Consider the following 23567-nt stretch of genomic DNA (forward strand, 5'->3'; position numbering starts at 1 on the left):
GGGGGGCGGGCCGTCAGTGGATTCTGCGCTTTTGAAAATCGTGAAATCTTGCGGTGCCATCCGTGGCAGGCTCCGGTGCCAAGCACCGGAGCCATCTAGCTAAGACTTAGTAAGTGTCTTCTTCCAACTCATCCTGATCGGCGTCCGTGCCCGGCATGGGTTCGGTGCCTTCGCCGAAGCCGGCATCATCCTCAGCGCCGGGTGCTGTCTCGGTGCCCGGTGCGGCCGGGGTGGTACCCGGAGCCGTCTCGGTACCCTGTGTGGCAGGGTCAGTACCCGGAGCCGTCTCGGTACCCGGAGCGGCAGGATCAGCACCCGGAGCCGCGTCCGGTGCAGGCTCATCGCCTGGGAAGGCCTCTTCGCTTGGCACCTCGGTTCCCGGCACGTCCTCCGTTTCAGTGCCGCGCTCAAGCTCATCGGTTTCTTCCCAATCCTCACGATCACCAATGGCAGCGCCGGTATCGGGATCATCCGCGAACGTATCGTCCGTCGGACCATCCGGACTCGGCACGTCCTCTACCTCTTGGCCAGGTGCATCTTCGTGGTCTACGGCATGGGCCAGCGCAAAGGGGCTGGCAGTAAGACCAATTGCAACACCAAACACGCCAATCTTCTTGAGGAATTCCTTGGACATCATAATCCACCTCCTGATAGTCGTCTTGCGACGCAGTGTCGAGGGACTCTCACCCTCCGTGCTTGCCATGCGAAATGAGAGTGTTTGGCAAGCACTTGAACTCGTCATGGAGTAAATCCGGACTGATATCTAACGATCAACGCTCAATGTCATCGTCCGTATCATCGTCCATGAACATGTCGTCATCATCGTCGGGCGCCATCGTATCCTGCGCGCCATTCGGAACAGGCTCCTGCTCGGCTTCGGGAAGCGCATCCTCATCTTCCGGCATCGGTTCCGCAGCACCCATCGGCTCTTCAGCACCATCACCACCTGCTGTATCGGTCTGATCAATGCCTGGATCAGCAGTGGTATCCTGCATGGGAGAACCTTGCTGCTCTGTAGCAGGCGGCTCTTGCTCTACCGGCGGCATATCATCATCGTTGCCACAACCTGCCAAGCTTAACGTGCCCAGCGACAGCGCAATGACTGAGGCTAACGCCGTCAAGCGTCCGGCAGAGGCCCAGCTTTCATGCTTTTCATGGCTCATGCGAAACACTCCCTGTTGATCCGTATTCACCCTGACTGCTGCACAGGGCATGCCACAAAACCCATGAGATAAAAAAAAATATTAATATCAGTCAATTAAAAACAAATCCGTTAAACAAAAGCTAGCTGTGAGCACCCCTTTGACTGGTTAAATATGGCACATGGGCCAGATATCCCCGCCTTGGCTCTTCTGCATGTGTCCTGAAACGACAGGGGGAGGTATCTCTCGATACCTCCCCCTGTCGTTATCTTGGGTACAGGGCCTAGCCAGGCGAAAGACCCCGCATTCGCTCTCCTCGACGACGCAGCAACTCGAGGGTAGTGAGCATCAGCATCGACAACAGCACCAGCATGGTGGCAACGGCCAGGATCGTAGGGCTGATCTGCTCACGAATACCCGACCACATCTGGATCGGCATGGTGCGTTGCTCGGGGCCTGCAATGAAGAGCACCACAACGACCTCGTCGAAAGACGTAATAAAGGCAAACAGGGCACCAGAAACCACGCCTGGCGTCACCAGAGGCAAAACGACCTTGAAGAAGGTGCGAGTGGGATTGGCACCCAGGCTATGGGCGGCACGGATCAGGGTGGTATCGAAACTCGAGAGCGTCGCGGTGACGGTAATCACCACGAAGGGGATGCCCAGCGCGGTGTGTGCGAGGATCACGCCCAGGTAGGTCTGGGCCAGGTTGACCTTGGAGAAGAAAAAGAACATGGCGGCCGCGGAAATGATCAGCGGCACGATCATCGGGGAGATGAGCAGCGCCATGATTGCTCCGCGAGCCGGCATATTGCGGCTCGACAGGCCCAACGCCGCTATGGTGCCCAATACGGTCGCCAGGATTGTCGAGGCAATGCCGATGATAAAGCTGTTCTTGATCGCATTGAGCCACGCTCGCGACGTAAAGAAGTCCTGGTACCAGCGCAACGAAAAGCCTTCCGGATCCAGAGTCAGCATCTTTTGCGAAAAGGTAAAATAGGGCTGGGCGTTGAAGGAGAGCGGGATGATGATCAGCAGCGGTCCCACCAGGAACAGGAAGATAAGGGCACAGATGCCAAGAAAGACATAATGCCAGATGCGCTCGCCACGGGTGGCATAGGAAGGTATGGCCATCGGATTACCCCAGCTTGACCTTGTCGACGCCGATCAGGCGGTTGAACACGAGATAGAAGATGATCACTACAAACAGCAGGATCGAGGCAATTGCCGCTGCCAGCCCCCAGTTGAGCGAGGTCTGCATATGGTACGCGATGTAGTTGGTGATGAATCGTCCCGACTGTCCGCCAACCAGTGCCGGTGTGATGTAGTAGCCGATGGAGAGAATGAAAACCAGGATGCCTCCCGCCGCGATACCGGGAATGGTCAGCGGAAAGTAGACTCGCCGGAAACAGAGGAAAGGCCGACCACCGAGCGAGCGAGCCGCCCTCATGTAGCTGGGGGGAATGGTCTTCATCACCGAATAGAGCGGTAGAATCATGAACGGCAGCAGTATATGGGTCATTGCCACGATAGTGCCGGTCTTGTTATGAATCATCTGCCATCGCGCCTCATCGGCAATGACGCCAACCGCCACCATCACATCGTTGAGCACCCCTTGGGACTGCAAAATGGCGATCCAGGTGGTAGTACGCACCAGCAGCGACGTCCAGAACGGCAACAACACTAGAATCATCAACAAGTTGGAATGACGCAGAGGTAGATTCGACAGCAGGAACGCGATGGGGTAGCCAAGCACCAAGGTCAAACCGGTGATCACGGCACTCATCCAGAAGGTACGCCAGAACAGGTTGACATGGATTCGCTGGTTTTCCGGTGCTCGAACGATTTCGCCATCGGGGGTGAGCCGTCGGTCCAACGCCATCAGGTAATAGGAGAGTGTCAGAGGCGAGGCTTCACGCTCGATCAGCTTCCAAGTATCCACCTCCCCCCATCGAGCATGCGCATCGATCAGTGCCTCCTTGTAGGGGGGCTCCATAGTGCGCAGGCCCCGCGCCGTTCGAGTGATCGCCGAGCGCATGCCCGACTGCTCGTAGTTCAGCCGGCTCGACAATAGGCCAAGATTACGCGCCTCCTGACCCTCCTGTAGATCCTCTGCCAGGGCAGAAAAGACGTGCTCATCGGGAAGCGACTGGCGATCCCAGCCTTCCAGCGCCTCGACGGTCCGCGTCAGACCGGCCGAGACTTCGGGGTTGTCCACGCTACGCCACAGCATGTCGAAGATCGGCATGACAAACGCAACAACCAGAAACAGCAACAAAGGCGATACCAGCAGAAACGCCTTGATCTTGGACCGCCGAACGGCACGGCGCAGGCTGACCTTGAGCGGCACCCCATCGGCGGTCGTCAAGGGGGAAGCGGGAGATTCAGACACGCAGGCCTCTCCAGTAAACGGCAGGACGATGCAAGAGAAAGTCGTTCAGGTGGTTGCCGCCACCCGCATAGCGGGTGGCGGCCAGGTCTTACTGGGCCAGCCAGGCGTCGAAACGCTGACTCAGCTCGTCGCTGTAATCCGCCCAGAATTCATCATCCTTCTGGATGGCGGTCTCGAAGTTGGGGCCATAGGTGGGCATGTGCGGCTCCATCTCGATGCCGGTTTCAGCATGGGTCGAGACGTACTCCGAGGAAGAGAGGCGCGCCGGGCCGTAGGAGATGTACTGCGCCTGATCGGCGAGCCGCTGGGTGTCAGTGGCGAAGTAGAGGTAGTCGCGCACCTTGTCCAGCTTGCCGGTCGGCACTACCCAGCCATCCAGTTCGAATACCTGAGCATCCCAGATGATCTCGAACGGCTGATCTTCGCTGACCATGGCATCGAAGATACGGCCGTTGTAGGCAGAAGCGAATGCCACTTCTTTATCCGCCAGCAGCTGCGGCGGCTGGGCGCCCTCCTCCCACCAAATCACGTTGTCCTTGATGGTATCGAGCTTGTCAAAAGCGCGCTGGATACCTTCTTCGGTTTCGAGCATGTCGTAGACGTCGTCGCGATCAACGCCGTCGGCGATCAGCGCCCACTCCAGGTTATTGATGGGACGACGCATCAGCGCGCGCTGGCCGGGATAGTTCTCCAGGTCGAAGACATCCTCAATGGTGCTGGGCTGTTTGTCTTCCGGGAACATTTCGCTGTTGAACGCCACGATGTTCGAGTAGACGATCGAGGCCACGAAGCACTCACCAAGGGCGCCATCGACGAAGTCTTCACTGGGCGGCGTACCGTCAGGTGCGTCTGCCAGCAACTCATCATGGTCCAGCGGCTCGATCAGGCCTTCGGCGCAGGCGATCATGGCGTCCGCCGGCAGCATGTCGACCAGGTCCCAGGTCACGTTGCCGGCCTGGCTCTGGGCACGCAGCCCGGCCAAGGCATTGGCACTACGATCGATGTTGACGATCTCGTCACCGGTCTTCTCTGTCCATGGCTGATGGTAGGCCCTGTCCTGACTCATGCTGTAGGCCCCGCCCCAGGAGACGATATTGAGCGTCTGCTGGGCCTGGGCCACGCTTGCCAGTCCGACGACTGAGGCGCTCGCCACCGCCAGCGTCAAGGTGCGGCGTACCGCGCGCTTGTGATTTCCCTGTTGTTTCATGTCACTTCTCCACTTGTTGTTGTTGCTCACTCGCTATTTGCACTGCCAGCCTTATATCAAGCTGCTCTACCGCTAACACGGGTCGATTTACGGATTTCCCGGTCGACCCATTGCCCGAAGACTCAGGCATCCAGCGCCCGGCAATCCTTGCTCGACCAGCCAACCTTGATGGTTTGCCCGGGTCGGAGGGACGGATGACCCTTGGCATTGGGGGTCTTAAGAATGAACTCATCGTTGCCGCAAACGGCTAGCCGGGTACGCAGGTGGTCTCCAAGATAGATCACCTCCTTTACCTCTCCCTCGAAATAATTGTCAAAGGAGTGGGAGTCATCAAGGAGGATGCTGACCCGCTCTGGCCGCAGTGAAAGGGTCGTACGCGCCCCTACACCACCTGCTGCCACCGCCTTGGCCAGCACGACCTCCCCGCTGTCGAGCCGAACCTGGCACTCGTCACCAATATGCTCGACCACCTCGCCCTGGAGGCGATTGTTCTCACCAATGAAGTAGGCCACGAAGGCATTCTCGGGCTCTTCGTATAGCATTTCGGGCGTCGCCAGTTGTTGGACGACGCCATCATTGAAAACGGCAATCCGGTCCGACATGGTCAAGGCTTCGGTCTGGTCGTGGGTCACGTAGATCATGGTCACGCCCAGGCTGGCGTGGATACGCTTGATCTCGTACTGCATTTCTTCACGAAGGTTCTTGTCAAGCGCACCCAGAGGCTCGTCCATCAGTACCAGTTCAGGCTCGAACACCAGCGCGCGTGCCAATGCGACACGCTGCTGCTGCCCACCTGAGAGCTGTGCCGGGCGGCGATCGCCGAACTCTTCCAGGCGAACCATTGCCAGCGCTCTGTCGACCTTTTTCTTGGTTTCAGCCTTGGAGAGATGCCGCACTTCCAGCGGAAAGGCGAGGTTTTCGGCAACGGTCATATGGGGAAAGAGGGCATAGTTCTGAAACACCATGCCGATACCACGCTTGTGAGGCGGAAGGCCGCTGATTGGCTCGCCCTTGAGAAGAATTTCGCCATGAGTCGGGGTCTCGAAACCCGCCATCATCATTAGGCAAGTCGTTTTTCCCGAGCCGGAAGGGCCCAGAAGTGTGACGAATTCACCCTGCTGGATGTCCAGATTGAACCCTTTGACCACCAGCTCGACGCCGTCGTAGCTCTTCTGAACATTCAAGAAACGGGCAAAACACTCCCCCGGGTCAATCGTTTCACTGACATCTGCTTCTACTTCAAGACTATCGTTCATGCATGGTTCCCGCTAATAGCCAGCAACCAGCGGTTCGCTTGGTGTCGAGGTCTTCCGCTAGCCGCCTGGCCAAGTGGTATTGTTCTCATTGGAATGGGTCGACACTAGTCCGATAACGACAGGTGCCGCAACCCCAGAGAGTCCAATCAGCGTTGAAGTCATTGTGAACATTTGTGAGCAAAATCGGCTAGTAGCGTGCCTGGGTACAGAGCCTTACGATTCCTTCTTGACCGAGCAGGCCAGGAGCAAGACATGCATCCACCGCAGCAAGCCGATGTCGCTATCATTGGCGCAGGCATTGTCGGCCTGGCAACTGCCTGGGCGCTCCTCGATCAGGGACGTGAAGTGGTACTGATCGATCCGGGTTCTCCCGGTGGCGAGGCCTCTTCCGGCAATGCCGCCACACTGGCCAACTATGCGGTTGAGCCGCTTGCGCGGCCTTCATTACTGCCCTCTCTGCCCTCTCTGCTTTTCTCGCCGGACTCCCCGTTTCACCTGCGCTGGCGACACCTGCTTCGCCTGACACCATGGCTGCTGCGCTTCGTTGGGGCCGCCAGGCGCTCCCAGGCCGAGCATGCCAGCCGTGTGCTGTGTCATCTCCTTGCGCCTTCACGTCATGACTGGCTGGCCCTGCATGCATCGATTCAGTCCGACGACAGCGTGGCAGCCGCTATGCATCAACGAGGCGCCCTATATTTCTTCCGCCAATCCCGCAACTGGAAGGCGGCCCGCAGCGACTTCGAGCAACGCCAGCGGCTGGGCGTGGCCCAGGCGTACCTGGATGCGCAGGAAGTCGCCTCACTGGAACCCGCCCTGGAGGGCGTTGCCAAGGGTGCCATCCTGTTTCCCGATGCCTGCCACCTTGGTGATCCCTCGCAGTTGGCCGCTTGCCTGGCAAGGAAGCTCGAGCGCCGTGGCGCCACTTTCATCCCGGCGCGAGCAGCCTCACTCAAGCGTCACGCTCGCGGGGCCTGCATCCACACCGATGCCGGCAGCTGGCTTGCCGAACAGGTCGTCGTCGCAGCCGGTGCCTGGTCGCAGCCATTGGCCAGGTCGGCCGGCAACCGCATCCCATTGGAGGTCGAGCGGGGCTATCATCTGGAATTTTCCGGCGCCGAGGCCCTGCTCAGACGCCCCTGCTGCCCTGCCGAGAACGCGTTCTACATGACACCGCTGGCAGGAAGATTGCGTATCGCCGGTACCGTGGAGCTTGGCCACCCGGCCGATCCCGCCAATCCCGCCCGCCTCGCCTACTTGCGCCGGCACGCTGAAGCCATGTTTGGCCCCCTTGGGCCGGCTAGCCACGAATGGCTGGGGCTTCGCCCCTCGCTTCCCGACTCCCTGCCGGTAATCGGCCCTGCCGCGATGCCGAACGTCACCTATGCCTTCGGCCATGGTCACCTGGGGCTAACCCTCGCCCCTACTACGGGTCGCCTGGTTGCAGCCAGCCTGGCCGGCAAGGCGCCCGACTGGCTGCGCCACTGCCATGCCAGCCGCTTTGGGCGCTAATCACCCGACCGACAGTGGCGAACAAGCGTTTCCACTGATTCGATAAACATGTCCCCGGGCTGTACAATAATTGTTCACGGTTACCATCAGGGCCTGGGGGCTCGACAACAGCTCTTTGTAACAGGACTGGAATCGTGGGCCAAAGCCACCACACTCTAACGTGCAATCAGCCGCATCGAGACCCTCTCGATCATCCGGAGCATCAGGAGAACCGGCATGTACAACAAGATCATGGTGCCAATCGACTTGGCGCACCTCGAGGTGCTGGAGCCTTCCTTGGCAGCCGTCGCCGACCTGGCTCGTCACTACGACGCCGAAGTCTGTTACGTCGGCGTCACCGGCAATGCACCGGGTAGCGTGGCCAGGACACCCGAAGAATTCACTCGCAAGCTGGAAGCTTTCGCCCAGGAGCGAGCCAAGGTACATGGCCAACCGGTCAGCACCCACACCATCATCAGTCCCGACCCGATCGCCGACCTGGATGATGACTTGATTCAGGCCATCGAGGATGTCGGGGCCGACCTGGTGGTCATGCCTACCCACCCACCCAAGCACTTGGACGTCATCATGCCGTCCCATGGGGGCAAGGTGGCCATCCATACCAAGGCATCGGTTTTTCTGATCAGGCCGAAGAATACCTGACGTTTACCATGCCGCCATAAACCCGACGACACCAACTGCAAGGGAGACGTCTCGTGGCCAACCCACACAAAGACGAAAACGACAAGGATCCGAACAGCGGTTCCGAAGGCATTCCGGCCCCGGAGGGACCAGCGAACCTTATCGATACCGATTACGTCATCGGACAGGACAACATTACCGCCTCGCCGATGGGCGTTAACCTGGACCTGCACGGCAAGGTCTTCGTGTTCTCGTCGATCGTGGTGCTGTTCTTCGTGATCATCACCCTGGCACTGCAGGATCAGGTCGCGCCACTCTTCTCTGCCACCTTTAGCTTCCTGACCAGCAACATGGCCTGGTTCTTCCTCCTGGCCGCCAATATCTTCGTTCTTCTCGCGATCATCTTGATCTTCACACCCCTGGCGAAGGTGCGCATCGGCGGTCAGGACGCCAAACCGGACTTCAGCTATATCGGCTGGTTCGCGATGCTGTTCGCCGCCGGCATGGGCATTGGCCTGATGTATTTCGGCGTCTCCGAGCCCATGGACCACTACCAAGCCGCCTTGGGAGGGATTGCTACCGAGAACGGCGTGCGGACGGACTGGGCCCCACTTGGCGGCGCCGAGGGTAACGAACAAGCGGCGATTGCGCTGGGCATGGCCGCGACGATTTTCCACTGGGGTCTACACCCTTGGGGTATCTACGCCATCGTGGCGCTGGCGTTGGCGATCTTCTCGTTCAACAAGGGGCTGCCACTGACCATGCGCTCGATCTTCTACCCGATCCTGGGGGAGCGCGTATGGGGCTGGCCGGGCCATGTGATCGATATCCTGGCGGTATTCGCCACCCTTTTCGGCCTCGCGACCTCCCTCGGTTTCGGCGCCCAACAGGCCACCAACGGACTCAACGAACTGTTCAGTATTCCCGACAACAACGTCACCATGGTGTTGCTGGTCGTGAGCATCACCATCGTGGCCATGGGTTCGATCTTCCTGGGGGTCGACAAGGGTGTGCGGCGCCTCTCTCAGATCAATATGGGTCTGGCGTTCCTGCTGCTCGCCTTCGTGATCATCGTCGGCCCGACGCTGATGATTGCCACCGGCTTCTTTCAGAACCTGATGGGCTACATCGTCAACCTGCCGGCGCTTTCCAATCCATTCGGCCGTGAAGATGCCAACTTCAGCCAGGGCTGGACCGCCTTCTACTGGGCCTGGTGGATCTCCTGGTCACCGTTCGTCGGCATGTTCATCGCTCGGGTTTCCCGCGGGCGCACCGTGCGCGAATTCCTGATCGCCGTGCTGCTGGTACCGTCCACGGTATCCGTTCTGTGGATGACCTCCTTCGGCAGCGCCGGCATCGAACAACTGCTCGCCGGTACCTTCGAGGGCGAGGCGGATGCGCTCTTCGTGATGCTGGCCGGCTTGCCGCTGACCGAAATCACCTCCTTCATTGCCATCACCTTGGTGATCGTGTTCTTTATCACGTCGTCGGACTCCGGCTCGCTGGTGATCGATTCCATCACCGCCGGGGGCAAGGTCGACGCACCCAAGCCCCAGCGCCTCTTCTGGGCGATGATCGAGGGCGCCATCGCCATTGCCCTGCTGCTGGGTGGCGGCCTGGCGGCCCTTCAAGCCGCGGTGATTTCCACCGGCTTGCCCTTCACGCTGGTACTTCTGGTCGCCTGCTATGCCATCATCAAGGGTCTGATGAGCGAGCCCCGAGGCTGAGCAAAACACTGTTCTTCAGTGCCAAGGTTACAGAAACCAACCTGCAGTACGAAGCAGGAAGTAAGCAGCAGGAAAGTTGAAGATTAGATGACGAGCCAACAAGGCGGCCCTAGGGCCGCCTTCAGCGTGCCACCTCCCCGCCCGGCATCCCTCAAGGCGCAGGACCCTGATATGATGGCCCCCCATAGGCGGACCCGAGCGATTCCCTACGATGCATGCTGCTGCACAAGAGGAGTGATCCGTCAGGCTCAGCGCAATAAGGCCTTAGGCCACTGGTAACCCGTGAACGTATCGGGCATATTTCAGTAAGCCCGCACTACAATTACGATAAAGGAGCCGTTCTACGCCCATGATGGCACCCGAAGACGCCTTCCGTCTGCTCGCCGATGGCTTGGGCAAAGCCGGCACTCCACAGGCATTCGACCACCTGGTCGAACGCATAGCGTCGATTTTCGATGGGGATCATGTCCTGATCGGCAAGGTGATGTCCGATGGCAAGACCATCCTCACCGTTGCCTTCTGGTCGCAGGGAAGCTTACAGCCGGCTGCAACCTACGAACTGGCCGGCACCCCATGCGAACATGTGTTGAACGACGAGATCTGCCAGTTCCCCGATAGCCTCCATGAACATTTTCCCGATGATGAGATGCTTCGGGAACTCGGTGCGGAAGGCTATGTGGGCGTCCCTCTCCGGGCGCCGAATGGGCAGTTGCTCGGCCTGCTGGCGCTGATGAGCAATCGTCCGTTATCGCTGGCCGCCTATGCACCGGAAGTGCTGCGCATCGCTGCCACCCAGGCTGGCGCCGAGATGGCGCGCCGCATAGCGGAGGAGACCCGGCGCAGCAGCGACCGGCACATCGAACAGTTGATCTACTGGGATAGCGTAACGGGTTTGCCCAACCGCCGGCACTTCATGGAGCGGCTTCAAGAGGCGTGTGATCAGGCCCAGCTTCAAGGCAAGTGCCTGGGGCTGCTCTATCTCGACCTTCAGCGCTTTCGCCAGATCAACGATACCCAGGGCCACGAACGAGGCGACCTGCTGCTGGCCGAGATAGCCGGACGTTTCGGAGCCCAGGCCGAGTCCGGTGAATTCGTCGCTCGCCTGGGGGGCGACGAATTTATGGTATTACTGACCAATACGCGTCCCGCTGCCATGGCACATGCGATTGAACGTTACCGTAATAGCCTCTCACCACCGATCCAGATCGCCGACCGCAGCTTCTCGATCTCGGCCAGTGTCGGCGCGGCACTTTTCCCGCGGGATGCCAATAATGCCCAGTCACTGTTTCAGCACGCCAGTATCGCGCTCAATCATGCCAAGCGGGACGACAGCCGGACTCGCTTTTTCAATACCAACATGGCCGATGAGCTGCATCAGCGTGAGTTCTTGCAGCTACGCTTCATCGAGGCCCTGAACCAGGGCCGCCTCACACTGCATTATCAGCCCCAGTTCTGCCTCAAGAGTGGCAAGTTGAGCGGGGCCGAAGCCCTGTGCCGCTGGTACGACGACATCCTCGGGCATGTCAGCCCCGGGACATTCATCCCCCTGGCTGAGGAGCAGGGTCTGATCCGGCAACTGGGCGATTGGGTGCTGGACGAGGCGTGCAATCAACTGCATGCCTGGGATGCCCTGGACAAGCCTTTTCCCGGGCGATTGTGCGTCAATGTCTCGGCGCAGCAGATGGATGACCCACGCCTGGCCGAGCATGTTCAGCGCCTCGCAACCCGCGTAGCTCCCGGGCGTCTAGGCCTCGAGCTCACCGAAAGCGGGCTGATGCGCAACCCCGAGCAGACCGTGCGCATCACTCGCGCCCTGCATGACGCAGGCTTCGGCCTTGCCATCGACGACTTCGGTACCGGCTATTCATCGCTGACCTATCTCAAGCGCTTTGCCGCCGATACGCTGAAGATCGACATGTCATTCGTACAGGACATGCTCAAGAGCAGCCACGATCACGCCATCGTTGCCACCATCATTGCCATGGCTGAAACCCTTGGGATGCAGACCGTGGCCGAGGGCGTCGAAGAAGCGGAGCAGGCCGAGGCACTGCGCGAGCTCGGCTGCACTGGCGTTCAGGGCTTCTATTACGGCAGGCCGGTGGACGGCAAGACCTTTGCCGATCTCTGGCTCTAGCCCGCTCGAGTCGGAAGCGAACCGGCTAGCTCCACAGCTCACCAACCGGCACCTGGGGCCAGTAGTGGGTGGCGATCTGGGCCTGGAACAACTCGGCGGTGGCCAGGGCATCGAGCAGCGCATGATGACCCTGATACGACGGGAGACCATAGCGGGCCCGACTATCGCCCAACCGTATGGATACGGGAGGACGGCGCATCCAGCGCCGAAAGCGTGCCCACAGCGAGAGCCGGTGTCGTCGCGCTTCCAGGGACATGGTATCGATAACGGGAAAGCGAAGCCCCTCACCCAGCCGTGACCTGGCTGCCTCATCCAGAAACGGCCGCTCGATATGGCGGAAATGTACCACCGCGAGGCGACCGGCCATGGCTTCGAGCAGCTCAGGCAGTACCGCTGCGAGATCGGGCGCCTCGGCGATTTCCGAATGAGTGATGCGATGGAAGGTAACCGACTCGCTGGACAGGGGACGGGTAGGCCGCACCACCCAATAGCGGCGCTCGGCCCAGTGAATGCGTCCGAGGGTGAAAGGCACCAGGCCAATGCTGACAATATCATGGCGGCGCGCATCAAGCCCGGTGGTCTCCAGGTCCAGCGCCACTAGCGGCGCCTCGCCGATGGGCGTTTCCGGGGCCGGGCAACCGGCGGCGAAGTAGCGTGCCAGATCTGGCTGAGCGGCCTCGCCGGTACGTGCGGCAAGGAACTCCGGCCAGCCAGGGGGGGGGCGCTGCAGAGACAGGCGATGAGAGAGCATGGCCTAGCGAGACCGGCCGCTGCGGGCAGGCATCGGATAACGATACTTCAGGAACTTCTGTGCATTGCTCAGTACCTGAAAGGCATCCTTGAGGTTGTGCCGTTCGCTATCCTCGACGTTCTCCGGTTCGATATTGTTGTCGGGCATTCGGTCCTGCTGAATGTCGATGACCTGATGGCGTATTCGCGCCATGGCAATGAGCTCCAGTGCATATCGCAGCTTCTCGCCAGCCCCCGGTGCCAGCAGCTGGGTGTTGCCGATGGCGTCAAGCCGCTCAAAGCTGTTCTGCGCCTGAGTACCGCAGGCCAGCGCATGCAACCGAATCAGGTCTACCATGGGTGCCGTTCCGCGTCGCTTTAGGTTGATGGAGTTGTTGTGCTTGCCATCCTTTTCCATCACGAAGGTGCGGAAAAAACCCAGTGGCGGCGTGCGGTTCAAGGCATTTCGTGCCATGGCCGCCAGGAATAACCGGCTGCCAGGCGCTTTCTCCGCTATCAGGTCCTGAAGCTGCTCGACATACGCCTCTTCACCGTAACTGCTGTCCAGGTCGAAGAAGATCGAGCTGTGCAGCAGCCGTTCCGGGGTGGGATTGTCAATCCAGTCGCTGAAGTAGTGTTTCCATACCGATAAGGGCTGGCGCCACTTGGCATTGGTCGCCATTACCGCCCCCTTGCAGTAGGTATAGCCGCAGGCATTGAGACCATCGCTGACACGCTCTGCCAAGGCCAGGAAGTAGGCATCGTGTCGTTTGGCATCGAAGTCGTCGGAGAGCACCAGGGCATGGTCCTGGTCGGTGACGATGGACTGCTCGTTGCGTGCCATGGAGCCGTTGACCATGAAGCAATAGGGAACCGGCGGCGGGCCCAGCTCCTCTTCGGCCAGCTCCAGCAAGCGACGGGTGAAGCTGCGACCGATGGTCGACAAGGCACTACCTACCATCTGCGAGTTGGCGCCCTCTTCCACCATGCGTACGAAGGCAGCACGCACGTCGGGGGCCAGCTTGGCCAAGCCCTCGGCGCTGGACTGGTTGAAGATATTACTGACAAGGTAAAGACTGCTATGGGTTTCGTAGCGGATGATGTCCGAGAGATGCACGATACCCACCGGCCGGCGACGGTGCAGCACCGGCAGATGATGAATGTTGTTGCGCAACATGCTCAGCATCGCCTCATGCACCGATTCATCGGACTGGATGGTGATCAGTCGTTCGCCGAGCAGCTCGCCAACGGGAGTCTCGGGCGAAAGCCCCTCGGCCACAACCCGCGTGCGAAAGTCGCTGTCGGTCAGGATGCCACACACCCTCCAGGGCCGGTCTTCGCTATCGGTGAAGGTGAAGCGTGGATTGTCATCCGGTGAATCCAGCACCAGGGCCGCCGAAGCCTGGGCCTCGCCTATCTGGCGTGCCGCCTCCTGTACCGTCGTGCCAGCCTCGATCATGACGGGATAGCGCGTGAGCAGCTTCCGCACTCGGGTGATCATCATGTCGTTGGCTTGCTTGTGCTGTTCCACAGCCGCTTCCATGCGTGGTCGGCCAAGCTCCACGAAGTCGGCGAAATGCACGTCGGCCTCACAGAGCTTATGAAACAGCGGTTCGGGAATGAAATAGATCAGGGTGTCTTCCAGTGCCCGCGCCGGGAAACGCACCCGATGATTTCGCAGCAGGCTGAAGTGGCCGAAGATGTCCCCCTCACCCAGGCGATTGTAGAGATCGCCGTTGCGACGATAGACCTCCACCGCACCGCTGCGGATATAGCACAGGTCATGCAATTCCTGATCGAGTACCAGGATATCGCTACCCGCCTTGAAATAGCTCACCTCCACCTGCCCTGCCAATGCGTCGAGCAGGTCGTCGGAGAGGCTCTCGAAGGGAGGAAAGCGGCTCATGTGCTGACGAATTTCCAGCAGCTCCACTTCCATGCGTCACCCCACTGTCAGCACACGATTGAATTGCAGCCCAGTGTGTAAGGGCACTGCCCAGCTGTAAAGCGTCTCATGCGAATCGCAAACAGCAGAAAGGCCACCCGAAGGTGGCCTTTCGTCTTCACGCTACCGGTGGCGGCATCACATCATGACTGCTCGGCCATCTGTTGCACGCGCTGCATCAGCTCGGGATCTTGCTGAATGGCGTGACCAATAGCATTGAAGGTATCCACATCGAGACCGCTATCCTCGACCACTTCCACCATCTTGTCGTTGGCTTCCATACGCACTTCCTGCTGAGTCTGCTCATCCTCAGCAGCGTGCAGGCGCTCGGTGTACTCCTGGGAGATTACAGCGATATCCTGAGACGCATCGGCGAACTGCTGCAGCTGGTCATCAGAGAAATCCTGGGCTGGGGCGGCGGCTTGCGGCTGCTGCGGATCGGTCGCCGGATCTTGCGCTGGGTCCTGGGCGTGTGCCTGAACGGCCATGAGGCCGGCGGTGAGCAGGGCGGCCGAGAACAGTGCAGTCATCCGTTGCATGAAATACCTCCAAACGTATTGCGTGGGTGTGTTGCGTTACGTGGAATTGTGACTAGGCAGGGAACCTTGGGTTCAAAACTTTCATGTAACGGAGTGTAACACTTCTCATGGAAGAAATACTTACCCTGCTAGCTTCTCCCTGACACCGGGACACAGTATCGTCGCTACTGTCGCTGCTGCTTTATTCGAATAAGGATGCTGTCTGTCAATGAGTACCCTCAACCACTCCCGGTTCGACACCGTGCTACTGGCAGGCATGCCGGTACTGTTCGTCGCCCTCTGGAGTACCGGCTTCATCGGCGCCAAGTTCGGCCTGCCCCACGCCGAACCCTTCACCTTCCTCTTCGTGCGCTTCGTGCTGACCCTTATGCTGCTGGTGCCGCTGGTCAGGCTATTCAAGGGCGGCTGGCCACAGGGATTGCGACTATGGGGGCACATCGGCGTTTCCGGAATGTTGGTGCATGGCGCCTACCTTGGAGGCGTCTTCTATGGGATCTACCTGGGCATGCCAGCAGGTCTGGCCGCGCTGCTCGTGGGCCTGCAGCCACTGCTGACGGCCACCCTGGCCAGCCCCTTGCTTGGCGAAAGAATCACTGCAATACAGTGGATCGGGCTATTACTCGGGCTCGCTGGGATCGTGATGGTGCTGGGCAGCAAACTCGACCCCGGGGCTGCCCTGTTTCAAGGCTTCGGCCTGGGCGCACTGGCCAGCATCCTGGCCGCACTGGCGGGGATTACCCTGGGCACCCTCTACCAGAAGCGCTTCTGCACCGGCATGCCCTTGCTCTCCGGCACCGTGGTGCAGTACCTGGCCGCAGGCTGCCTGCTCGGCCTCGGCGCCTTGCTGTTCGAGGAGCGCAGCATCGACTGGAGTCCCACCTTCGTGCTGACCATGGCCTGGCTGGTGCTGGTTCTCTCGATCAGTGCGATCCTGCTGTTGATGGCGCTGATCCGTCGCGGCGAGGCCTCGCGGGTGGCAAGCCTGTTCTACCTGGTACCACCGGTCACGGCGCTGCAGGCCTGGTGGCTGTTCGATGAACGACTGCCGCTGATAGGGCTGGTCGGCATGGTGGTTACCATCATCGGTGTCGTGCTGGCCGTCCGCTACAAGCCAGCAGGCCAGGCATAACGCCATCATCGACTCAGTCGGCGGCCAGTCGTTGCAGGTAACTCGGACCGCCGAGGTTGCGCATCTGCTGGCGTATCCACTGACTGCGGCGCTCCGTCTGAGGCCCCGGTCGCGCGGCGTCCCAAGCCCGGGGATTGGGCAGTATGGCGGCAAGCCGGCTCGCCTGCACTTCATTGAGTTGGCTGGCCGATACGCCGAAATAGTGCTGTGAGGCTGCCTCAAGGCCGAACACGCCATTGTCCCACTCGGCGATATTGAGATAGACCTCGAGGATTCGCTCCTTGGGCCAAAGCGTTTCGATCAGCAGGGTAAACCAGGCCTCGAGCCCCTTGCGGGTCCAACTGCGCCCCGTCCAGAGGAACAGGTTCTTGGCAGTCTGTTGGCTGATGGTGCTGGCTCCGCGCAGACGCGCGCCGGAGCGGCTCGCCTCCCAGGCACGTCGCATCTCGGCAACATCGAACCCCCGGTGATCGGGAAAGCGTTGATCCTCGGCGGCAATCACCGCCAGCTTGGCGTGGTCGGAGAGTTCCTCCCACGGGCGCCACTGATGCCTGATGGTCAGCGATTCACCGGAGAGCCAGGCTTCGGCCTTGCGCTCCAGCATCACCATCGAACCATAGGCCGGCACATAGCGCATCATCAGCACCAGCACGAGCGACAACACGACAAAGGCGGCCCCGACCAGGGCCGCCCAGCGCAGTACACGAAAGAGAAGGGCGCGAATCATGCCACGCCTGACAGCGTTCGTTGATCAGCGTTTGAATAGATACTCGGCATGATAGCGCAGGTGGTCCTCGATGAAGCTGGCGATGAAATAATAGCTGTGATCATACCCCGGCTGACGCCGCAGCGTCAGTGGGTGATCGTGTGTATTGCACACCGCCTCGAGTCGCTCGGGCTTGAGCTGCTCCACAAGAAAATCGTCCTCCTCGCCCTGGTCGATGAACAGGGGCTGACTGGACGCCCCCTTGGCCACCAGCTCGCAGGCATCATACTGGGTCCAGCTGCCGGGGTCGTCGCCCAGGTACTCGTGGAAGGCCTTGCGCCCCCAGGGGCACTGGCTGGGATTGACGATCGGCGCAAACGCCGAGACCGAGCAGTAGTGACCGGGCCTGCGCAGCGCCATGATCAAGGCGCCGTGGCCGCCCATGGAGTGACCACTGATGGCTTCACGACCGTTGACCGGAAAGTGTTGTCGAACCACCGAGGGTAGCTCCTCGGTGACGTAGTCATACATCCGGTAATGCTTCTTCCAGGGCTCCCGGGAGGCATTGACGTAGAATCCGGCACCGGAGCCAAGGTCGTAGCTATCATGCTCGCCCGGCAGGTCGGTTCCGCGGGGGCTGGTGTCCGGGCAGACGATGGCGATTCCCAGCTCTGCTGCCAAACGCTGAGCCCCAGCCTTCTGCATGAAATTCTCGTCGGTACAGGTCAGCCCCGACAACCACCAGAACAGCGGCACCCGCTCGGTCTCGGCCTGGGGTGGCAGGTAAATGGCGAATACCATCTCGCAGTCCAGCGCCCGCGAGCGGTGCCGATAGCGCTTGTGCCAGCCGCCGAAGCTCTTGTTGGCGGATACCAGCTCGATCTGTTCGGTCATGGTCATCGTTCGGTCTCCTTACCCCACTTCTCAATAGACAGCGCCTGGAACGGCATAACAGTCGGGCGCGAATCTCTCATGCGTCTTCTAGGATATCGTAACAGCCTCGCGCCTCCGGGCGTCTATCAAAAGCGAAGCACCGAGAAGCCAAGATCCAGATTAACAAGAGAGGCATCAAGGAACGCAGAAGGAGATTTGATAAAATCGGCAACGCCCTCTGCGGGAATTCGCCGATTATTCATGACCTCCCTGACGGCACTCATCTTCTGCTCGTCAAGTATTACAACATTATTTTTAATTCTAATTACGCCACCACGCTCATCCAGGTCCAGCTGTCCTAATCGACCCTCTATCTCATCAAGCCCATAACCGTCACCTACACTGGGAAAAAGCTCCAGGCTGCCATCGGGCAACTGCTTTGCAATAACACCGACATCTTCGGCCGTTTCCACATTGATTCTTTCAAAGTGGCTAAGATCAATATTCATGCCACTGCGCTTGGACAGTTGTAATGTTGCCAGAAGCAACAGGTTCTCGCTGCTTGTCTTCAATGCTTCGGGAAGCTGTGAGTGCCGCTCCACGGCCTGAAAGGCTTGCAGCTGTGACTGATCTAGAAGAAAGCGATTAGCAGAACCTACCTCCATCAGCGCACCTTTGATACTGCACGGCGCCTGCCCACCACCATGCTCTGGAAATATCTTTACAGAAAAAGCCTTGTTGTTTGAGTGCCCTCGAATGGAAACCTTGAACTCACCAGAAAAACGCGGAGGAAGCCCAAGGATTTCTGCCTGTTCATTATCAAGAGAGGCAGCAACACTAGCGTCGAGGCTGAATCCATTAGGAAAACGCGAGGCAAGCCCCTGCTCTTCAAGCATACGGAGGACAACGCCCTGTAAATTAATATTTGGCGTACCTCCTCCGGAAAGAAATCTTTCAAACTCTGACTTTTCAAGGTATAGCTTGACACCATCTGCATCAAACCTAACCTCAAAGCCTTCCGGACCGCCTTGACGATCAGCAGCGTCAGGAAGAATCCTCTTGATGATTTCAGCAAGCCTATTCTTCATCACCCATCACCCCGCTATTTTTCAGTACCCTCTCGCCTTCGCCCGAGTTGATCCAGTTGAAGTTGGAGACTTGCATGCAGTACCCCTTCAGGTCCAAATACAGCACATGGTTGATAGCTTTTAAAGGAAGACCCAAATGCCTGGAAATATCTCTTGCCTTGCTATCGGGGTGCCTGTGAAGATAAAGCAATATCTGAATAGCCAGAGGTGAGAGCACATTATGAGCGCGACTATCATTTGAATGGCTTTCTTTTCGATCAGCACCGGCATCACTGGAAGCTTCACGAGATGGCCGTACCACATGCCTTTTCGCCGGCCTCACAACGGGAAGCCCAAACCTCGCAACATACCTTCTATAATCCTCTTTGCTGAGGAGGGCCTCGACATCCAGACTAATGCCATTTTCTGCCAGGAATTCAAATACCTTATTCTGCCAAGTCGAAGGACTATGGACAATGGAAGTATACTCCAGACTGGGGTTCTCTTTCTTGTAGGCCTTAGGCACCATATTTGTTAAGTCGAAGTGCGAGAGGCTCGCCACTTCATAGCTAAGATGCTTATGGCTTGGCGGAGCCAGATATACCCAAAGCTTGAAGCTATGCGAACCTTCAATCAAGTAAAAGTCACCACAATCCAGATAGATAACTGCCTTATCGGAAAGCTGACCATCCAGTTTAATATAATTTACCTTCAACTCATTTTTCAAAATCTTCCTGACTGAGTACTCGGCCTTGCTTCCAAGCATCAGCCTGGTGTTCTTTATCATCTTCAGACGAAAAAGCCCTTCCAGAAAAGTTTTTCTAGCAGGGAACATTCTCTTCAACTCAGCGTTATCAGTAGTTTCTCCATACTGTTCAAGCGCCTGCAGAAAGAGGCGCAGGTCCTGCTTGGCAAACCAGCCTCGCACCTTCTCGACCCTTTGCTCACCAAGGGGTGCCCACCACTCCCGATAGCTCTTGACCCTGCTAGAGACACGCGGATCGCCGGCCAAGCTCAACATGAAATCCTGCCAGGCTTCACTGGCCTCCATGACACGGTCAATCAGTACCTCTAGCGCAGCGTGGCCTATTCTTTTTCCATGATTACCATATGGAGCCTTGGAGACATCGTGATGCAACAGCTCATCGAAGACAGGAGACCATTCTTGCTCATCTATCTCATGAAGTTTTTCTATATAGTAGTGAGCACGACAGACATCAGCATATCGGCCGCTATCAAACCCCTTCAAGCCAAACTTAAATAATGCATCCTCCAGTGTCATACCATTCTTGATGGCAAGCTTGACAAGCTGTGCCGGCCCGTCAATCTTTAGAATCCAGTCGCCCTTTTGCTTTACAACCGAGATCAGATCATCTGCTGTCAGCTCTTCGCCCTGAATCTCAACCTTTTGTATCTGGTCAACAAGGAGACCCTCAAATACTTCCCTCAGTGAATCATCATTTTCCGAGGAATAGCGATCCAGTCTGTCAAATTCCTGGAAGTATAGCTGGAGCATATTGAGAAGCGGCACCCTGCCTAGCCTGGGTTGCTGAGCGTCAACCATGATTTCAAGTAGCCTGGGGCTCATCAGCCTCTTGAGCACGTCTGAGTCATCAAGCCACAGCTGGGTCAGGGCCCGAACGGCTACCCTTTTCTGGAGCAGAGCTGGCAATACCCCGAAGTTTCGACTCCTTACCACATCTAGCAGCTTCCCTTCAGCCATGAGGTAGGCATCACCTCGGCCTACATCGGCCTGAACCTTTTTTGTCGATTCAGTAAGCTCGACCCACGGTTCAAGAGACGAGGATTTCCAGCTTATCTTGACAAGCTCAAGAGGTGGCAAAATCACTGCGAATCACCTGCAAATGCATCCTGCACCGCTCTATAATCTTCCACCGTGGGGCGTCGGATGGTAAACCTTATATCAATTCGCCGGTTAGCTCTGAGCTCTGCATCCGTGTCTTGAAACTCTGTAACAGGCCGAGTTTCAGCATAACCACTGACAGAAAATATTGGATGCCCATCCTGGTTTATCAAGCTATCCAGCCGCCGCCCCTCAGGAAGGACCTCTAACCAGTGCTGCCAAAGGGAAATTGCACGGAAAGCCGAAAGCCCCCAGTTTCCCTTGCCCATCATTCCCTGATACGGTCGATTATCGGTATGACCCTCAACAAAAACGGTATCTAGATAATCTACCCGGTCATCCTGAAGTATTACGCCAGCAAGAACATTACCAATTTGAGTCGCTGTGTCCTGATACTGGGGACCAAGATCAAATTCAGCTGTCTCAAAACCGAGAATGTCATTCGGTATACTCAGAACTGTGTCGTTCTCGCTGACTGAAACACGTATTCCCCTACGCTGCAGCTCCTCGGCTGCTTCATGCAATATCGTTCTCCTCACTTCTTCAGCCTGACGCAGCATCTGAATTTCTTCGGTAAACTCTTGCTGCTGCTCCTCCAACTGCTCCCTGATCTCCATCAGCTGCACAATAAGCACGACTGACGCCAGAATAAAAATTATCAGCAGCACCGACATGATGTCTGCAAAAGACATCCAATATGGATTCTCTTCGTCTACTTGAGACTTTCCACGCCTATGAAAACTCATTAGCGACGCTCCAGATCATCCACAACACCACTTATTGCTGTGACTGTCCTCTTCATCTGATCGGCAAACGATATCGTATTGGTATTCCAAGCTTCCATTCTCTCCGAAACCTGCTCGCGAACCTCCTGGCTATATGCCTTAAGCCACTCCTCGGCTTGCTTCTCAATATTTTCCACCTGCTCACTCAGAGAGTCACCCAGCCGCGTAAACTCCTCACGCAACTTACGGATAAACTCATCATTACGGCTCCCAAGCTCGCTGAAACCTTCATTGGCGAATTTAGCAGCAGAATCAAGCTGACGAGCAGCGTCGCTGATGGCTTCCTGCATGTTCGCAAGTGTACGCGCGTGCTCGGAGATACCAGAAAGCACTTCACTATTCCTGGTTGACACTTGCTCCAGGCTTTCTGTGACGGCACTGACCCTTTCATCAAGAAGTACTGTGGCCTTGTGAAGATTGGCCGACAAGGTGCCTAGCTGGGTAGAGCTATTTGTCATGTTCTGACTACTACGTTCGGCAGAACTTGCCACCTCACTTAGCGAAGTGGAAAGCTTTTCGTATTGGGACGATATGCCTGTCAAGTGCTGATTGGCGCTTCTGGATGCCTCTCCAACTTGTCGCATCAGCTCTTGCTGCTCATTGACAAGCTTTTCTACCAGACCACTGAACCGTTCTTCGATTGCCTTTTGCTGCTCATCAAACTGAGCTGCGCGCACCTGATCCCGCTCCTCTGCCGAGGCAACCTGGCGCTCAAGCGCCGCAGCCTGATCTTCAGATATCTTCTGTAGACTTTCTTCATGTGCTCGCTTCCGTTGCTCATCCCGCTCAGATGCCTGATGAAACTGTGTATCCATCGACTCTGTCATGCGTTCCATGAAGGATTCGAACTTCTCCGCCAGCGCAGACTGCTGGTCCATGGCTGTCTCGCGTTGCCTCCCAAGGTGCTCGGACAGCTCGCGAGATGTGGTCTCTACATGCTCACCGCTTTTCTGTTGCTGCTCAGTTAGCTTCGTAAAGAGTTCGTCCATCCTTGTACTCATTGAACTTACTGCCTGATTCACCTCTTCAGCAGCAGTTCCAAGCGCCTTGGTTTGCTCACTTCCTGCTGTCTTCATACCCTCCATGAAATTCGAAACAAGCTTTTCAAGAACCTCATTTGATTGATTGCTTGCATTATCAACCAGAGCCTGTATGGCTGGGGCCATGACATTGTTAAGCGAGTCTGAAATAGCCTCCTGCATGGCCTCGCTCATCCCCGAAACGGTTTCCTGAAGCCTGTCTCCAATGCGCTCGTGAAGTTCCTGAAGTGCCTCCTTGCTTGCCTGACTGGACTCAGCAATATGGATCAGCGAGTGCTCAGCTGGCATTCTTTGATAGAGAAAATCAATAGTATGCTGGAGCTTGTTGATACGCCTCAGGGCACTTCTTTCCACAAGCTTTTCGATCACATTAAGTAGCAGGCTTAACCCAATCCCCCATACTGATGTCAAAAAGGCAATAGCGGCGCCGTTTATCATGCTCGCAATACCCACCCTGAGGGTATCGACATCATCAGCATCGACCTGAAGGCCTCTCAAACCAATTGTCAGGCCAATAAAGGTACCCAGCACACCGATCGCAGTCAGAAAGGTCGGTGTGGCTGCCAGCAGACGGCTTGACGTCAACCCGTAGGCTAATGTTCTTCCATTGAAGAAATGGTCGGCATCCAGAGTATTGTAGAGCTTGTCCCTGTCAGGAGAGTACACCAGGCTTTCGTCAAACTCTTCCCACAGTTTTCCAGCCTTGACGCGTGAGCTTTGCGCCTTCTCCAGGATTTCCTGGCGCTTCCAAGCCAGCTCTTCTCGCGTCTGGTCTTTTATCAAACTTTCAACCAGCCTGACACTTTTACGATACTTAATGTAATAGTGAGAAAGTGAGATAATAGCGATAATCATGATCGCCATCATTCCCAGCCAGAACCAGTCGCTCACCACAAGCTCC

General features: G+C 57.6%; 20 protein-coding genes. 5 read left to right on the forward strand and 15 right to left on the reverse strand.

Features of this window, described 5'->3' with window-relative positions; genetic code table 11:
* Nucleotides 1-106 precede the first annotated feature (106 nt).
* From LOKO_RS12115 to LOKO_RS12140, 6 genes are all read right to left on the reverse strand, one after another.
* Nucleotides 107-637, reverse strand: coding sequence for a hypothetical protein (locus tag LOKO_RS12115; protein ID WP_066449564.1), 531 nt, complete (start codon nt 635-637; stop codon nt 107-109).
* Between the two features lie 133 nt (nt 638-770).
* Nucleotides 771-1163: a hypothetical protein gene (locus tag LOKO_RS19435; protein ID WP_144439655.1), complete on the reverse strand. Its 393-nt coding sequence runs from the start codon at nt 1161-1163 to the stop codon at nt 771-773.
* A 262-nt stretch (nt 1164-1425) separates the two neighbouring features.
* On the reverse strand, nt 1426-2277 hold the full coding sequence (locus tag LOKO_RS12125) for an ABC transporter permease (RefSeq protein ID WP_066449569.1): 852 nt from the start codon (nt 2275-2277) through the stop codon (nt 1426-1428).
* A 4-nt stretch (nt 2278-2281) separates the two neighbouring features.
* Nucleotides 2282-3535, reverse strand: a complete 1254-nt coding sequence (locus tag LOKO_RS12130; protein ID WP_066449572.1) for an ABC transporter permease — start codon at nt 3533-3535, stop codon at nt 2282-2284.
* 88 nt (nt 3536-3623) lie between these two features.
* Nucleotides 3624-4742, reverse strand: coding sequence for an extracellular solute-binding protein (locus tag LOKO_RS12135; RefSeq protein WP_066449575.1), 1119 nt, complete (start codon nt 4740-4742; stop codon nt 3624-3626).
* A gap of 122 nt (nt 4743-4864) precedes the next feature.
* Nucleotides 4865-5998 carry an ABC transporter ATP-binding protein gene (locus LOKO_RS12140; RefSeq protein WP_066449578.1) on the reverse strand — a complete coding sequence of 378 codons (1134 nt, stop codon included), beginning with the start codon at nt 5996-5998 and terminating at the stop codon, nt 4865-4867.
* A 252-nt stretch (nt 5999-6250) separates the two neighbouring features.
* Between LOKO_RS12140 and LOKO_RS12145 the strand changes: the two genes are divergently transcribed.
* The 4 genes from LOKO_RS12145 to LOKO_RS12160 all read left to right on the forward strand — a co-directional run bounded on the left by LOKO_RS12145 (nt 6251) and on the right by LOKO_RS12160 (nt 11989).
* A complete protein-coding gene (locus tag LOKO_RS12145) occupies nt 6251-7507 on the forward strand; it encodes an NAD(P)/FAD-dependent oxidoreductase (protein ID WP_066449583.1) in 1257 nt (418 codons plus the stop codon).
* A 216-nt stretch (nt 7508-7723) separates the two neighbouring features.
* On the forward strand, nt 7724-8149 hold the full coding sequence (locus tag LOKO_RS12150) for a universal stress protein (protein WP_066449587.1): 426 nt from the start codon (nt 7724-7726) through the stop codon (nt 8147-8149).
* Between the two features lie 53 nt (nt 8150-8202).
* The gene (locus LOKO_RS12155) at nt 8203-9855 is read left to right on the forward strand and encodes a BCCT family transporter (RefSeq protein WP_066449591.1); all 1653 of its coding nucleotides are present in this window, start codon (nt 8203-8205) and stop codon (nt 9853-9855) included.
* A 349-nt stretch (nt 9856-10204) separates the two neighbouring features.
* Complete coding sequence (locus LOKO_RS12160) at nt 10205-11989, forward strand: putative bifunctional diguanylate cyclase/phosphodiesterase (RefSeq protein WP_066449596.1); 1785 nt, start codon at nt 10205-10207, stop codon at nt 11987-11989.
* Nucleotides 11990-12014: 25 nt separating this feature from the next.
* On the opposite strand, the gene LOKO_RS12165 is transcribed toward LOKO_RS12160, so the two are convergent.
* The 3 genes from LOKO_RS12165 to LOKO_RS12175 form a co-directional block, all read right to left on the reverse strand.
* A complete protein-coding gene (locus LOKO_RS12165; protein ID WP_066449601.1) occupies nt 12015-12740 on the reverse strand; it encodes a 3'-5' exonuclease in 726 nt (241 codons plus the stop codon).
* A gap of 3 nt (nt 12741-12743) precedes the next feature.
* Nucleotides 12744-14657 carry a DUF294 nucleotidyltransferase-like domain-containing protein gene (locus tag LOKO_RS12170; RefSeq protein WP_066449603.1) on the reverse strand — a complete coding sequence of 638 codons (1914 nt, stop codon included), beginning with the start codon at nt 14655-14657 and terminating at the stop codon, nt 12744-12746.
* A 149-nt stretch (nt 14658-14806) separates the two neighbouring features.
* A complete protein-coding gene (locus tag LOKO_RS12175) occupies nt 14807-15202 on the reverse strand; it encodes a DUF4168 domain-containing protein (protein WP_066449605.1) in 396 nt (131 codons plus the stop codon).
* A 208-nt stretch (nt 15203-15410) separates the two neighbouring features.
* Here LOKO_RS12175 and LOKO_RS12180 point away from each other — a divergent pair, with 208 nt between their 5' ends.
* The gene (locus LOKO_RS12180; protein ID WP_066449607.1) at nt 15411-16331 is read left to right on the forward strand and encodes a DMT family transporter; all 921 of its coding nucleotides are present in this window, start codon (nt 15411-15413) and stop codon (nt 16329-16331) included.
* 13 nt (nt 16332-16344) lie between these two features.
* Here LOKO_RS12180 and mtgA read toward each other — a convergent pair whose 3' ends face one another.
* The 6 genes from mtgA to zorA form a co-directional block, all read right to left on the reverse strand.
* The gene (gene mtgA / locus LOKO_RS12185) at nt 16345-17058 is read right to left on the reverse strand and encodes a monofunctional biosynthetic peptidoglycan transglycosylase (protein ID WP_066449613.1); all 714 of its coding nucleotides are present in this window, start codon (nt 17056-17058) and stop codon (nt 16345-16347) included.
* Nucleotides 17059-17082: 24 nt separating this feature from the next.
* Nucleotides 17083-17937 carry an S-formylglutathione hydrolase gene (fghA, locus tag LOKO_RS12190; RefSeq protein ID WP_066449615.1) on the reverse strand — a complete coding sequence of 285 codons (855 nt, stop codon included), beginning with the start codon at nt 17935-17937 and terminating at the stop codon, nt 17083-17085.
* A 119-nt stretch (nt 17938-18056) separates the two neighbouring features.
* Nucleotides 18057-18998: a hypothetical protein gene (locus LOKO_RS19440; RefSeq protein WP_144439656.1), complete on the reverse strand. Its 942-nt coding sequence runs from the start codon at nt 18996-18998 to the stop codon at nt 18057-18059.
* A complete protein-coding gene (locus LOKO_RS12205; RefSeq protein ID WP_066449622.1) occupies nt 18988-20826 on the reverse strand; it encodes an EH signature domain-containing protein in 1839 nt (612 codons plus the stop codon). The genes LOKO_RS19440 and LOKO_RS12205 overlap by 11 nt, the downstream gene beginning before the upstream one ends.
* Nucleotides 20823-21587, reverse strand: a complete 765-nt coding sequence (locus LOKO_RS12210) for an OmpA/MotB family protein (RefSeq protein WP_066449624.1) — start codon at nt 21585-21587, stop codon at nt 20823-20825. Before LOKO_RS12210 ends, LOKO_RS12205 begins: the two co-directional genes overlap by 4 nt.
* Nucleotides 21587-23557, reverse strand: a complete 1971-nt coding sequence (gene zorA, locus LOKO_RS12215) for an anti-phage ZorAB system protein ZorA (RefSeq protein WP_066449626.1) — start codon at nt 23555-23557, stop codon at nt 21587-21589. Before zorA ends, LOKO_RS12210 begins: the two co-directional genes overlap by 1 nt.
* Nucleotides 23558-23567: the final 10 nt, after the last annotated feature.

Source organism: Halomonas chromatireducens (assembly GCF_001545155.1).
GTDB lineage: Bacteria > Pseudomonadota > Gammaproteobacteria > Pseudomonadales > Halomonadaceae > Halomonas > Halomonas chromatireducens.

What these genes read in the sequence shown, in the direction of transcription:
- LOKO_RS12165 (WP_066449601.1), bottom strand. Translation starts at nt 12,740, where the DNA reads ATGCTCTCTCATCGCCTGTCTCTGCAGCGCCCCCCCCCTGGCTGGCCG.
- mtgA (WP_066449613.1), bottom strand. Translation starts at nt 17,058, where the DNA reads ATGATTCGCGCCCTTCTCTTTCGTGTACTGCGCTGGGCGGCCCTGGTC.
- LOKO_RS12170 (WP_066449603.1), bottom strand. Translation starts at nt 14,657, where the DNA reads ATGGAAGTGGAGCTGCTGGAAATTCGTCAGCACATGAGCCGCTTTCCT.
- LOKO_RS12180 (WP_066449607.1), top strand. Translation starts at nt 15,411, where the DNA reads ATGAGTACCCTCAACCACTCCCGGTTCGACACCGTGCTACTGGCAGGC.
- LOKO_RS12175 (WP_066449605.1), bottom strand. Translation starts at nt 15,202, where the DNA reads ATGCAACGGATGACTGCACTGTTCTCGGCCGCCCTGCTCACCGCCGGC.
- LOKO_RS12115 (WP_066449564.1), bottom strand. Translation starts at nt 637, where the DNA reads ATGATGTCCAAGGAATTCCTCAAGAAGATTGGCGTGTTTGGTGTTGCA.
- LOKO_RS12210 (WP_066449624.1), bottom strand. Translation starts at nt 21,587, where the DNA reads ATGAGTTTTCATAGGCGTGGAAAGTCTCAAGTAGACGAAGAGAATCCA.
- LOKO_RS12125 (WP_066449569.1), bottom strand. Translation starts at nt 2,277, where the DNA reads ATGGCCATACCTTCCTATGCCACCCGTGGCGAGCGCATCTGGCATTAT.
- LOKO_RS12135 (WP_066449575.1), bottom strand. Translation starts at nt 4,742, where the DNA reads ATGAAACAACAGGGAAATCACAAGCGCGCGGTACGCCGCACCTTGACG.
- LOKO_RS12140 (WP_066449578.1), bottom strand. Translation starts at nt 5,998, where the DNA reads ATGAACGATAGTCTTGAAGTAGAAGCAGATGTCAGTGAAACGATTGAC.
- LOKO_RS19440 (WP_144439656.1), bottom strand. Translation starts at nt 18,998, where the DNA reads ATGAAGAATAGGCTTGCTGAAATCATCAAGAGGATTCTTCCTGACGCT.
- LOKO_RS19435 (WP_144439655.1), bottom strand. Translation starts at nt 1,163, where the DNA reads ATGAGCCATGAAAAGCATGAAAGCTGGGCCTCTGCCGGACGCTTGACG.
- LOKO_RS12160 (WP_066449596.1), top strand. Translation starts at nt 10,205, where the DNA reads ATGATGGCACCCGAAGACGCCTTCCGTCTGCTCGCCGATGGCTTGGGC.
- LOKO_RS12150 (WP_066449587.1), top strand. Translation starts at nt 7,724, where the DNA reads ATGTACAACAAGATCATGGTGCCAATCGACTTGGCGCACCTCGAGGTG.
- fghA (WP_066449615.1), bottom strand. Translation starts at nt 17,937, where the DNA reads ATGACCATGACCGAACAGATCGAGCTGGTATCCGCCAACAAGAGCTTC.
- LOKO_RS12145 (WP_066449583.1), top strand. Translation starts at nt 6,251, where the DNA reads ATGCATCCACCGCAGCAAGCCGATGTCGCTATCATTGGCGCAGGCATT.